Here is a 12,974-nt window from a genome sequence, read left to right on the forward strand (position 1 = left end):
CACGATGGGACAAGCATACCTTACCTCTGAGTCAAACAACAAAGCTTCTTAACCTCACAAGAGATCAAAAGGATGCTAATACTAAATTACTAAACAAGGAGCTTTCGACAAGAAAGTAAATAACGTTCTCCCTTAACCACATTTACTTTACATAACGATACAGATAGATCTTCAAAGTAATACTCACTTACTGGTAAAGAACTTCCTTTATTAGAAGACCGAATATCTAAATACTGATAATAAGCAAATGGTAACACTAACTCTCCGCTTATGTTAGAGTAGAAATGAACGTCTTGACCGATGAATCTAAAGTCCATCACCCGCGTATTTGATTTCAAGACATAAACCTTAAGATTCTTCGCCTGAAATTGAGTCAAACCATTATAATAATTTTCATTTGATGCATAACTAAAACAACCTGAATCGGTTAACAATTTTGCACAATTTGAGTCAAAAGTAATCAAATAGTGGACATGAATTTTTTCAAATATCTTTATTAAGTTAGACAAATCTCTTTGACTAGCATTCAGAATATAATTTTCAGTCGTTAATTTGGTAAGAGACTCAGACTGCATGGAGCCATACATATCGTTTAATTGAGCTATCTCATTTTCCAACAATACGAACCTTAAAGTTTCAATCATATGCCGATATTTTGAAGACCTCAAACGACTTTCGGTTAAAATCAAAATCCGACTGCCACGACTAATAGATCTGAAAGCATTGTATAGTGGCTCCTTTTTATATGAACTTTTTTCAATTAATTCACAAGAACTAAAAAAGTGGAGCCATTTTTTAAAAAATCTCGAGTCTACCTTCCGTTTCTCTTCGGAGAAATAATTCAAAAAATTTGGAAAATATATAATACGAAAGGATAGTAATAGCGAAACTGCTAATGCGCTAGAACTATGAGAAACCGAGGATAAAGCAATTGTATAGGAACAGAAAAGCATAAGGAAGCTTTGCTCATCATTAATATAAACAGTTCTCCAATTTAAATAACTAATAAAAACAACGGGAAAAAAAAGAATTAAAAAGAGCCAAAACCCTTCATTTAATTCCGTAGCTGTTAAGTACAAGGAAATAGATACCAAGGCATAACTGACCCACTCTGATTTCAAGTCTTTCCAATCTCGCTTCCACAAACCAGACTGCTCTCTGCCTAATATGTTGAGAAAATTTGTTTTATTCATAAAAACAAGTCTAACTAATAGTTTTAAACCACCCGGAAGCGTCAATAAAACAAAGTAAAAAACTTGCAATGCTTCGTAATCAGCGATAAAAACCTGAAAAAGAAATGAAGGAAACAAAATACTTAAAGCGACGAGAAAGGCAGCAGGGGCATTAACGAAAGCAACTAGACTCCAAATAAATGCTGCTACAAGCGGCTGAGAAAAAGCAAAGTAAGATATTATTGGTGCTACGAACCACCAAAAAACTTCGGGCTTGCCAAACATAGTGTAAACTTGCGAGATTAAAGGGGAAAAAAACAATAAAAAAGCAACAACAAGTGCTATAAACGTAGTTTCAATTACTTGAGTAGACACTAGGAAGAATATTGTGATCACCCAAAACATTCTACCTAATGTAGCTAATTTTAATTGGCCTAATGTACCCGACAAAAAATAGGTGGCTTTATTATTGTATGCCCGAGAGGCTAATGATAAGCCAAGTCCATCGTCCCAACTATATCCAGCACGGTTAAATCGCGAAAAATCCAAAGAAATTTTATTGTACCAATTTCTAAATCCCTCATCGATATCTGTAAATGCGTAATATTTATCTTTTCTCGAAAATAGGGATTTAAAAACTTGAAAAAGGGTATAAGGAAATATTAGGACTGACATGATGAGGTAAAACAAGCCCAATATGTAGTAGGCCAATTCCAATAAATATTTCTTAATTAAATCAGTCATTAGAAAACCTATTATTCAACTTCAAGTAACTTGTTACTTTGTAAATAGAAAAAATCAATATAGAAAGATACAAAAACACAACAAATATAAACATTTTAGTTGACAATATTAAAATTCCTGAACCAAATAATGATATAATACAAGAACTAAGAAACAAGCTAATAAGCAATTTATTATCCGCTTCAAAATTCCAATATTTATTCGAAGCAAATATGGATAACATGCACCATACAATAGAAGCTACAACTGTAGCTACCGAAGCACCCAACACACCGAAATCCTGCGTCAGTTTGATACTAAGAAATAAGTTAACCACTAAGGAAATGAACATGAGCACTGTATTTATATAGGTTTTTTCCGACTTCCAAATGCCTATTCCTCCAATAAGAAAGTATCCGAATAAGACAGACTCTATACAAAGGATTATTGCAACATTAGTAGACATCTTATAATTTTCTTCGAATACTATGTCTACAAAAGATGGGATAAGGTACGCTGAGATAATTAGACCAATTGAAGTAATTGACATATAAAACAATGCTATAATACGAAAAACTATTTTTCCATTTGGCTTCGTCAATATGTTAATAGCGTGTGGCCACCAAGCTTTTCGAAAGGTTTCTATCACCATTTTAAATGCTAAAGATATTTTAGCCCCCAATGCATAGATACCAAGATATTGTGGTTCTAAAAAATGATTGATTACCCATCTATCCAAATTAGTGACTAAATACATTGAAATACTAGCGGGAATAAGTGGAATTGAGAACTTGATAACTTTATACAAAAATCTAAAATCAAATTCGCCCGAAATGAGAAAGCTCCTACACACTACTGTAGCTATAGTCGTGGACAATAATGCCCCAAGAAACAAGCCACAAAAATAACCCATCAACCCAAAGCCAAAATACACAGACAAACAAAGCGACAATGTATGACAGGCTAGGACCTGTAAGTTTATTAAACCGACATATTTCAATGGTTTAAATAGCAGTCGGTAAACTTCACTAATTTGCGTAAATAATTGCGCAAATAGAGAATACAAAAAGACATATATCATAAAAGATGACTTTTCTTTTCCAACACCTAAAATGTCCATTAAAAATGATGATAGAAACAGTCCAACTATTACAATAATCAAACCATGAAGTAGGCGAGTGATAAATATGGTTTTTACAATAGTTTTCCTTTGTCTACCGTATTTAAAAAAGTAGAACGATTGAGCCGACTCAAGCTCTAGCCCCATAACTATTTGTACCAATGCACTGAAAGTTAGAACTAATTCTAGTTTGCCATAATCAGAAGGACTGAAATAGCCAACTAGAATAGGAACAATCAAGAATGAAACTGTCTTGGGAAGAATAGTCCCTAGCCCATATACTAAAGAGTCTTTCATTAAAATCGATATCATCATCTTATTCTAGTTAAAGTAAAGAAAAACTGTAAACCATTTTGCTGAGAACAAATAATTGGACTAGTAAGCAAAAGGTAAAATCGGAACATTTTCCGAACACATAAAATTAACGATTTGACGATCATATCTAGCTGTGATCATATACACTCTTTCAGACGGCTTTGTCTTTGCGATAACCACCTTCCAAAAGTCTGCATTCTTTTGAAGAGGTATTGACAGAGTAAAATCTTTCTTTTTTAGATTGTCATGGCAATTTTTGACGTCGTATGCCCCTCGGCAAATACGGCAATAGCTTTTTTGCTCAGTGGGTGGGGCTGAGTATATAGCACTTCGCTATCGACAGTATTCAAAAGGCTGACTTCGTCACTAGCGACTTCATGAATATCTGTATGAGCAGCTAGGCGCTGTTTGCGACATTTCCTGCATTTTTCTTCACTTTCCATTCACCCTCACCAAAGAATTTCAGGCCAGTCGAATCAATGGCTGTATAGCGAGTAGTCCCTATAGATTTATTGCGTTCTTTGACCTGAACCGTCTTCGAACGTTTACTGACAATTGTATCTGTAAGTTAAGTAGCTTAAAAAGCGAGTCGATAAAGCCTTGAAGTGCTCGTAACGGGAGGTAGAAGATAACCTTAATCATCACCGCAGTTTCAATCGCACTATCTGAGTATTGGAAGCCTCTAGCATGTTTACCATTGTGGCTTTTGCATTGCTACGAATCAATAGCTGAATCATCTATCCAGAACGGAACTGAATCACGTTTGCACAAAGCAGTATTTTTCTCCGTCCAATTCGCTATCTTTTTTTCGGTTCCTCTTGCCACCCACGCTCTTGCCGTCAAAATTCATTAGATCGCAGAGCAGGGAAAAGGTCTAATTGACATAGTCAACAGCGCCGATACATAGTATTAAACACTAAATCAATAAACATGTAATAGAATACTGCTATTTTACGTAATGAGCACATTTTCCTAGCACTGAAGTAATACCGCCAATGTTTCATTACACTTGAAACAATCGAATACTTGCCCTAACTTTAAAGCGAAGTAGTTTTTTTAGCAAAAAAACGTAAAATAAGGACAAGTTTAAATATGTCAACACCTGATTTATTGAATAAATTTCATGACTAGTAGAACATCTAAAAACCACCATTTAAAATATGAAAGACAGCATATTATAAATTGAACAAATACTATGTAATTTAGATTGCAACTATTATCGTTCCGCGTAATCTCTAATAGTTCTTTTTAATAGTACAATTCCCGCATCATATGCAATTTCTTCATTTTTCATATATGAATTAGATTCTATCATTTCATAAGGTTCAATATCTATTACTTCTCCTTCATCAATTTTTGTAGTGACTTTGTGTAAGGTTGCTTCTTGCAATAAGCTCTTTACGGAAAGAGCACGATAAATACTTGCAATACCACCAAACTCTGGAACTTTAGCACAATGGATATTATAGATCTCATTTACACTGCCAATTACATCTCTATTTACAATAAGGCCAGCCCTAAACAATATAACATTAGTTTCTTTATCAACTAATTTAAGTAGACTCTTGTTTGTTCTTAGCTCCTGATACTTTCCATTAAGTGTAACGTTTTTTCTCATAAAGTTAGCAAGTAACATTTTTAAAATCGCAGGTATAGGCAAAGCACCTTTCTTGACCAAGCTAAGTGTACGACTTAAGTTAGTACAACCATCAAATACTACTTTTACATTATCTGGCAAACATAACTGACTAAGGGCGCTTCTTCCAATCTTATCTTTTCCGATAACCAAAACGACTTTCATTTTATAATCCTATTATTTTCTACTAGCGGGAAATTAATACAATGTTGAGCATAAAAATCGCTATGAGGGGTGTCTACTTTTCTATATTTCTTAAAGGCAGTCATCTGTGGTATTGAGTACTCTATCAACACCCCAAGCTGAATGTTTTTATTTCGATAGTTTTCAACCCATTCATCCCTATTTTCTACAACAGCTACCATGTGACTGTATGTAGCCCCTTCTGAACTACGGACAAACTTCAAAGAATCATCATTTTGGAAGTGTTCGACTATTAATTTCGCTCGATGTATTCTTTCAGCGACTAACCGCTTGTACTTACTTAATTGAATCTTGCCAACTCTTGCTTCTACTGGTTCAGGCATCTGATCCCAATCACTTGGAAATTCGATAACACCTTCTTCATAATATTTTACGAATTTGTCCAGTAACCCTTTCCTTTCTAACCAATTAACAAGCGAATAAACAGGTGGCAAAAAAGCAACATTAACAGCAATAAAGTAGAGTATTCTTACAATAGTTTTGCGCATTCCGATTTGTTTCAAATTTTCGACACGCCAGCGTTTAAGTTTTTTTTGCGTATGCTGGTTGTTAGTCGTTACCATGCCTCCAAAGATTGAATTTACAATTTTACTAACATTGCAGCCAAAAATTGAAGCATCACCATATTTGGTCACTAGCTCTCCCTTCCAGCGAGCACCATAGCTATGTGCACAATCTTGAATAACATAGACTTTATGACCATATCTTTTAGAGGCTCGATGTGCTATTTCATTTACTGCCTCAACATTCATTGGGTAGCCGAATAAATGAGTTGCTATAATAGCTCTAGTTTTAGATGTTATAGCTCTTTCGATTCCGTCAAGTGACATGTTAAATTCACCTTCTTGACAGTCTACGAAAACAGGGGTGTTACCCGATAGCACAATAGCATTTGGAACTACAACACAAGTATAAGCAGGACAAATAACTTCATCACCCTTCAACCCCCAGACTTCAAAAAGGGCATACAACCCAACGCGTCCATGTGCAAACATTGTCGCGTGTGAACATTCAAACTCTTCAGAAAATTGTTTTTCATAAGATTTAATTGCTTTCTTTGAATCAAAAAAATTAAATAACGCAAACCATTCCTGCAACCCATATTGAGGTTTAAAACGAGGTATTAAATATTTATTTTTCACAAGTATCTTGTCTCTGCCAATAGCCTTTGCTTGCCATGTGTATTGAGATAAATTGCGTGACATTTAGTGAGGTCAGGCTTTTTGTTTTTTTGATATCATCTTCAATGTTACGAGCATCGTCAAAACTAATTGTTCTTTGCAGCGTCGCTACTGTTTTTGTACTCCCCGTAATTAATAAATTAACTAATACTTTTTTCACCCACTCTCTAAAGAGATAACTTCTCATTACGGTAATATTTAACCCCCTAAGAACAAGCATCTTAAGAGGCGAAAAACGCCTTCTTGCAACTGGTTGTATTCCGGCTTGGATTGTCACGCTGCTGTCTGAAATTTTGTAGGTATTTTCTTTATTGTAGCTTTGGGAACTATACAGCTTACCAGTGGAAGACTTGCAAATTACACCGTCGTTTTTTGTAACCAGTTTTTCGCTTTTAAACTGATAGACTACCCCGCCCTTGAATAGAGAAACGATGGTGTACATATCAAAACGTTTATTAACAAGTAGTCCGGCTTCTGGAAAGTGACGTTGGAAATCACCATCAGATTGGAAGGGCAAACCTGTTCTATTTTTATTTGTAGAATGTTTGCTAAAGTGCGCAGCCGCCCAACAATAAGAATTAAATAGTGGTATCAGATTTGGTTCATCAATAGCATCAAGGGTAACCACACTGTTTTTTGCAATATGCTTGTACATAAACTGGCTGACCGCCGCTGATGACTCAGAAAATTCACTTAAATACTCAAAACCAGAAGGGTAATAAAATCGGGTATTTCGGCTACCATAAGTACCACCAAAAGAGCCATCAGGGTGAGCAAAGTGCTTAATGAACTCTACGGATTTTAACAAAGAGGCTTTAAGAGTCTCATCCTGATTACTGCTATAAATGTCGCATAGATAGTACGTACATAGCGACTGATATCCGGGATCTGCACCTTCATATTCCAAGTACCATCCTTCTTGTGACTGTTTAGAAAGAATACGCTCTAAGATCTCTTTTCCTCTGACTTCGCCCTCTTCACCAGTTAGTTTGGTCCACTTAACTAATGCAGCGGCAGCCGTTGCTAAGTGATTAGAAATAAAAGCATGATTTTCATCTGAAATGTGAAGATAACTTATCATAGGACGAATAATCGCGAAATATTCGTTCAGTCTAATAGAATCAAAATGACTTTCTAATAACTCAATTGCTGCGAGTAAATCATACGCGACAAGCGCGGTTACACAAAAGGAACCTTCATATGGAAAAGCCTCTTCCAAGCTACCATCATTCCGCGTTAGCTTTTTAGTACCTTTCATCATGGCATCTATCAGTCTAAGCACAGCGTTTTCACTTAAGTAATTCGGCAAAATTCCTGCATCCGCCAAGCGCGCTAGCCCGTGTGCCGCTCCTTGAAATGTACCATTACCGAAATCGATCAGCCCCCAAGCCCAATGAAATCTATCGCCAAACCCAAATGTCTCTGATGTTTTATCCATATCAAAGAGCGCTAAAATTCTTGGTAGATTTCGTTCAACAGAAGATAAATAGACGTTTTCCATTTTCAGGCGCGCTCTCTAAGCACTTGTAATAGCGTTTTGTAGCCGTTTTCCCAGTTATAATCCTTACCTAGTGTATGAGGATGCCAGATTACACTTACAGTACCACCTACAAAAATCACTTCATTTACCAACTTTATTATCGTTTCTTTTCTTTGAACTTCGTTCAATTCGGTATAGTCATACAGATGAGAGTCCATCAAGATCATAGGTAGCGCAATGAAACTAGATTTAAAACGCTGATCAATTTGTTTCACATCAAATGCCAGAGCAAGACCATTTCTAAAACCTAATCTGTCATTAAACCCCAAGGTAGTATCTTCTTTAAAGCCGGCTTTATGTTGCGCTAGCCAGGTTTCATGAAACGAGAAACGTAACCAATGTTGTCGACATGTTTCAATTGGTCGATTTAATGTTTGGCTGACTTTGACTCGCTGCTTATACATGAGATCACTGTCTTGCCAAGCTTCAAACGATTGATGTAATCCAAATTCGTAGTTTTGTTGCTCCAGTTCAAGAAGCGCGTTTACTAATTGTGTATCTTTTATGTCATATGAAGGATCAATTAAAAGCTCTTTTAATGGGCGTTGGTAACCCAAGTCTCCCCCATAAATGTTTATGATCTTGCGCCTAATCAAAGGACTGATAGCTCCTTGATTTAACTTATTTAGATTCATGTATGATTCGTTTCTGAAAAAGAAAGCGATAGCTTTTAAAATTTTATTTTTGAACTCAGCAATTTTTAATTTCTTTAGTGTTTTTAGGGCATTGAAAATTTGGAACGCTGTTTGCTTAAAACGAATTGCTTTCGTCTTCCTGATTGCATCGAGATCAAAAGTAACTAACACAGAAGTTACTGGCTTTGGCTGAGTTTCATTCGGTGTACCCTTAGCTATATGGTTCGCCCAGCAATAAAGAAACATAGCTATACGATTAACCCACGCATACTGCCACATTCTCTCATCCCATCCGGACAACTTGAAACTGTACGAGTGAATAGGACCATTTAGATTTTCATATTCCCTTTCGGCCAAACAATTGGTATACCAATGAATAACATACCACCAATCAATATCTGACCACAAATCTCCCGATGAGACTACTTCGCGAGGAACCAAAATTTGCCCTTCTACCCCACAATGTCTAGCCCATGACGGGAGCATAATTGCACTGAGTTTGACTGGTAAGGCGACAGTGTATGTCCTGCCTTGATTCACTGGTAGTTTTTCAATCAAATTAGCACCATCTCCCCAATAACCGCGTAGTAATTGGAAAGCAAATTTTTTAATATCTTGATTTTTTGTTAAGTCCATATCAAATAAAAATAAGTGCCAACCTAGGAATCAATATACGCTTGGTGCCAAAGCTCTAGGCTTAGTATTCCCCAAAGTTGTCTCGAACCGACGCTAGTCATAGAAGAGATATTCTCCAAAACTTCTTTTTTGTATATGCCTCGTTCAAGGCTCTTCTTTGATAACAATGTGTCTAAAACAAAGTCACGAACAATGCCACCAGTCATCCATTCCTGTAAAGGGACAGGGAAACCCATCTTGTCTTTTCTGCTGAGTACTTTTTTAGGCAAATGTGGCCTAACTACTGTGTTAAGAATCGCTTTTGTCTTACCCCCTTTAAACTTCATTGCAGGGGGAATTGTACCTACCAAGTCAGTGATTCTTGGATCTAATAAGGGCACTCGAGATTCAATAGAGGATGCCATACTGACTCGATCTTCAACGTGCAGTAAAGCAGGGAGCAACGTTTTTAAGTCAAAATGTGACATTTTGTTTATGTATGAATTAGTATCAACCGAATTAAACACTTTACAAAAGTCAATAAAACACTGTTCGCGACTAAATGAACTGGTCATATCTGAAGACAGTATTTTCTGACTATCAGGACTACGGTCAATTAGTGAGAAGTAACGTTCTGACATATCCCCAAATAGACCCGAACTCCAGAAATTGGAAAGCATAGGTTTATACTTTTCTAAAAGCTGAAGATTACCGGACATTTCATCTAATGAAATCGCGTTGATACCTTCAGAAGTATCACCGAATATAGAGCTCTTAAGACTTTGTTCTAAGTAAGCAACCAAGTATCGCGCATAGCCACCAAAAATTTCGTCACCACCTTGACCACCTAATATCACTTTTACATGCATAGAGGCTGCTTTGCTAACCATATACTGCGGAAATACTCCGGGCCCAGCTAAAGGTTCGTCTAGCGAATACATAATACTTGGTAGTAATTCAACAAATTCTTGAGCGCTTGGTATAACGTCATGCATGATACCATCGATTTGTGAACAGACAGATTGAGCATATTCTGACTCATCGTATTGTGGTCCTTCAGCAAATCGACCTGTAAATACGGGTATGCCGCGTTTTAGTACTCGGGCGGTATACGTCGCAATTGAGCTAGAGTCTAACCCCCCAGACAAATAGGCTCCTAACGGGACATCACTTCGCACCTGAAGTTTTATGCTATCGTGTAATAAATGCTCGAGGGTCTCTGCGAAGTAATTTTCAGTATGCTCATAATCGACATCGTATGATGGAGTCCAATATTGCACGCACTCTTCTATATTATTAGTGTTACCTTTCAAATAGTAGCCAGGCTCCACTTTTCGGATATTTTTAAATAGCGTTTCTTCGCCTAAGCAAAACTGAAATGTAAAGTAGTGATGAAGACCCTTTTGATTTACCTGATTTTGATAACCATCTATCGTTCCAAACGCTTTGATTTCAGATGCAAAAAAGAGAGCTTCGTTGCCTCGTTGGTACAAATAAAGAGGCTTAATACCAAAGTGGTCTCTGGCCATAATCCAATTGCCAGTATGAGTATCGAGAAAACAAAATGCGAACATTCCGTTTAGCTTTTTGATAGCTTGTTCACGTTCGGAAATCAATAATTGGAGGAGGACTTCTGTATCCGAATGAGTTGTAAATTGAACTCCAGCTTGAATGAGGCTAATACGAAGCTCGATGTAGTTATATATCTCACCGTTAAACACTAATACATATCTACCACATGAACTAATCATGGGCTGTTGGCCATGTTCGATATCAATAATCGATAGCCTCGTATGACCTAATATACCGCAGTCACTACGAAAGACACCGGAACCATCTGGGCCCCGGTGATGTAGCCTAGACACCATTTTTTCAACGGTATCTGTGGTAAACAACGGATCCCCAGCGCTAGATAAAAAACCAGCTATTCCGCACATACTATCCCTTATTAAATGATTTGTACTTCGTTTTGTACGTGCTACGCCAACCGCCAAAAGGCCAGTGATACAAGAGTGCCATGGTAAGGTAACCCCAAGTTGTAACACTACTTACCATCTTACTCTCACTGACTTTTTGGTCATACCGAAGCATGAAAGGTACCTCACCTATTTTGGCACCAATCATGTTTAGCTTGACGAGTTTCTCAAGTGTGCATGTAAATCCAAGTCCTTTAAGTTGAATAAAGTCATTTCCATAAAAAACAATAGCAGACTGAATAATACTTGCCTTATAGGCTCTAAACCCACACGAGTACTCTTTTAATCCAGATATTGGAAAAAAGACTTTCATAAACAAATTAGCTGAACGACTTATGAATGATCTATATCTACTTACACCTTTTTGACCGCCACCCGGCTCAAACCGAGAAGCGATTACAACATCATAGCCTTCACGAATTTTTCTAATCATACCCGGAATAATGTCTGGTTCATGTGTATCATCACAGTCTAAGCGAATTATAATGTCGTCTGCTTTAGTGATTGATGCCGCTCTTTCAAATAAATCACGTGCAGTTTCACCTAGCCCTCTATTGATTTCATGACCAATAACTTCAAGAGGTAGTTTTTTACTGTATTCGTTTAAGAGCTCTAACGTTCTATCTGAGCTCCCATCATCACACACAAGGATCTTCACATCTTCATCACTGCTGTCGATATACGCTTCGATCTTTGGTAGCAGCACAGGTAAAGACTCTTCTTCGTTAAAAGCTGGTAACATGATCAAAATCATGGCTATTTCCTATAAGTAGAATTCTAACTATCTAATATATGGGTGCATTGGCAAGCTAAAAACCGAACTCGCTAAAAACTCAGCCACGGGGAAATCACCTTCCTGATAGCCCAGCGACTTAAAAGCTGTTTGTTGATGCATACAAGTTCCGTAGTAGACCATTGTCGGAATACCTTTGGTTTGATATTTCGCTATTTCTGCGTCTCGGTCTGCTGCAACAAGTGTATATTGTGCCCAAGAGCTGACGTAACCCTCTGGTAAGACTGGTGTTTTGTAGATACTGTTTAATTCCGCCGTGTACTTATCTGCCGCTATGTTACGATTAATCAATTCTTGAGGGAAAGCCGCTAATTTTTCTAACAGAATGGCTGCTTGAATAGTGTCTAGACGTGAGTTCATACCAATACGCACGTTGTCGTACTTGTCTTTACCTTTACCATGCACACGGTATGACTTAAGTAGCTCTGCATATTCGTCATTATCTGTAAATAATGCACCGCCATCACCATAGCAACCTAGCGGTTTTGCAGGGAAAAAGCTCGTTGTAGCAATATCACCAAATGAGCCTGCACGCTGGCCGTTGATTTCACCACCAAAGCCTTGCGCCGCATCTTCGATGATTTTTAAATCATATTTATCTGCGATTTTTCTAAGTGCAGGATAGTCTGCAGGTAGGCCAAACAAATCTACTGCAATGATTGCTTTTGGCTTGAGCTTGCCTTCTGCGATTACAGCTTCAATGCGTTTTTCTAAGTCTATTGGACAAATGTTAAATGTATCTTCATTTGAATCTACAAATACTGGCGTTGCGCCTTCAAATGCGATGGTTTCTGCTGTTGCGAAGAACGTAAATGTAGGGCAAAAAACCGCATCATCTTCTTTAACATCTAACACCATTAATGCAAGCGTTAATGCGTCTGTGCCATTGGCGCAACTAATTGTGTGCTTAACACCTACATATTCCGATAATTGTTGCTCTAACTCTTGTACTTCAGGACCCATGATATATTTACCATGGTCTAAAACCGCCTGAATGCGAGCGTCAATTTTTTCTTTCAAGTTCTGATATTGCGCAGCTAAATCTATAAATTGCATTTAATAAT

The 12,974-nt window shown here is 37.2% G+C and carries 9 protein-coding genes and 1 pseudogene; all 10 read right to left on the reverse strand.

Annotated elements, in window-relative coordinates; translation table 11 throughout:
• Nucleotides 1–89: 89 nt before the first annotated feature.
• Nucleotides 90–1,916, reverse strand: coding sequence for a hypothetical protein (locus tag ACXAFJ_RS12635; RefSeq protein WP_475323797.1), 1,827 nt, complete (start codon nucleotides 1,914–1,916; stop codon nucleotides 90–92).
• Nucleotides 1,909–3,312 carry a lipopolysaccharide biosynthesis protein gene (locus ACXAFJ_RS12640; RefSeq protein WP_475323798.1) on the reverse strand — a complete coding sequence of 468 codons (1,404 nt, stop codon included), beginning with the start codon at nucleotides 3,310–3,312 and terminating at the stop codon, nucleotides 1,909–1,911. The genes ACXAFJ_RS12635 and ACXAFJ_RS12640 overlap by 8 nt, the downstream gene beginning before the upstream one ends.
• Nucleotides 3,313–3,510: 198 nt before the next feature.
• Nucleotides 3,511–4,155: pseudogene (locus tag ACXAFJ_RS12645) on the reverse strand (IS5 family transposase); the annotation flags it as partial.
• 391 nt (nucleotides 4,156–4,546) lie between these two features.
• Nucleotides 4,547–5,131: a formyl transferase gene (locus ACXAFJ_RS12650; protein ID WP_475323799.1), complete on the reverse strand. Its 585-nt coding sequence runs from the start codon at nucleotides 5,129–5,131 to the stop codon at nucleotides 4,547–4,549.
• Nucleotides 5,128–6,312, reverse strand: a complete 1,185-nt coding sequence (locus tag ACXAFJ_RS12655; protein WP_475323800.1) for a DegT/DnrJ/EryC1/StrS family aminotransferase — start codon at nucleotides 6,310–6,312, stop codon at nucleotides 5,128–5,130. Before ACXAFJ_RS12655 ends, ACXAFJ_RS12650 begins: the two co-directional genes overlap by 4 nt.
• Complete coding sequence (locus ACXAFJ_RS12660) at nucleotides 6,302–7,852, reverse strand: hypothetical protein (RefSeq protein WP_475323802.1); 1,551 nt, start codon at nucleotides 7,850–7,852, stop codon at nucleotides 6,302–6,304. Before ACXAFJ_RS12660 ends, ACXAFJ_RS12655 begins: the two co-directional genes overlap by 11 nt.
• A 2-nt stretch (nucleotides 7,853–7,854) precedes the next feature.
• Nucleotides 7,855–9,162, reverse strand: coding sequence for a polysaccharide deacetylase family protein (locus ACXAFJ_RS12665; RefSeq protein ID WP_475323803.1), 1,308 nt, complete (start codon nucleotides 9,160–9,162; stop codon nucleotides 7,855–7,857).
• A 23-nt stretch (nucleotides 9,163–9,185) separates the two neighbouring features.
• Nucleotides 9,186–11,078, reverse strand: a complete 1,893-nt coding sequence (gene asnB, locus ACXAFJ_RS12670; RefSeq protein ID WP_475323804.1) for an asparagine synthase (glutamine-hydrolyzing) — start codon at nucleotides 11,076–11,078, stop codon at nucleotides 9,186–9,188.
• A 1-nt stretch (nucleotide 11,079) separates the two neighbouring features.
• Entirely contained in the window at nucleotides 11,080–11,871 is a 792-nt protein-coding gene (locus ACXAFJ_RS12675) for a glycosyltransferase (protein ID WP_475323805.1), read from the reverse strand.
• 27 nt (nucleotides 11,872–11,898) lie between these two features.
• On the reverse strand, nucleotides 11,899–12,966 hold the full coding sequence (locus ACXAFJ_RS12680) for a DegT/DnrJ/EryC1/StrS family aminotransferase (protein WP_475323807.1): 1,068 nt from the start codon (nucleotides 12,964–12,966) through the stop codon (nucleotides 11,899–11,901).
• Nucleotides 12,967–12,974: the final 8 nt, after the last annotated feature.

It is taken from the genome of Vibrio sp. ABH4_348 (genome assembly GCF_056159765.1).

Bases quoted from the DNA above. Each gene is read 5' to 3' on its own strand.
- ACXAFJ_RS12635 (WP_475323797.1), bottom strand. From the start codon at position 1,916: ATGACTGATTTAATTAAGAAATATTTATTGGAATTGGCCTACTACATA.
- ACXAFJ_RS12640 (WP_475323798.1), bottom strand. From the start codon at position 3,312: ATGAAAGACTCTTTAGTATATGGGCTAGGGACTATTCTTCCCAAGACA.
- ACXAFJ_RS12650 (WP_475323799.1), bottom strand. From the start codon at position 5,131: ATGAAAGTCGTTTTGGTTATCGGAAAAGATAAGATTGGAAGAAGCGCC.
- ACXAFJ_RS12660 (WP_475323802.1), bottom strand. From the start codon at position 7,852: ATGGAAAACGTCTATTTATCTTCTGTTGAACGAAATCTACCAAGAATT.
- ACXAFJ_RS12665 (WP_475323803.1), bottom strand. From the start codon at position 9,162: ATGGACTTAACAAAAAATCAAGATATTAAAAAATTTGCTTTCCAATTA.
- asnB (WP_475323804.1), bottom strand. From the start codon at position 11,078: ATGTGCGGAATAGCTGGTTTTTTATCTAGCGCTGGGGATCCGTTGTTT.
- ACXAFJ_RS12675 (WP_475323805.1), bottom strand. From the start codon at position 11,871: ATGATTTTGATCATGTTACCAGCTTTTAACGAAGAAGAGTCTTTACCT.
- ACXAFJ_RS12680 (WP_475323807.1), bottom strand. From the start codon at position 12,966: ATGCAATTTATAGATTTAGCTGCGCAATATCAGAACTTGAAAGAAAAA.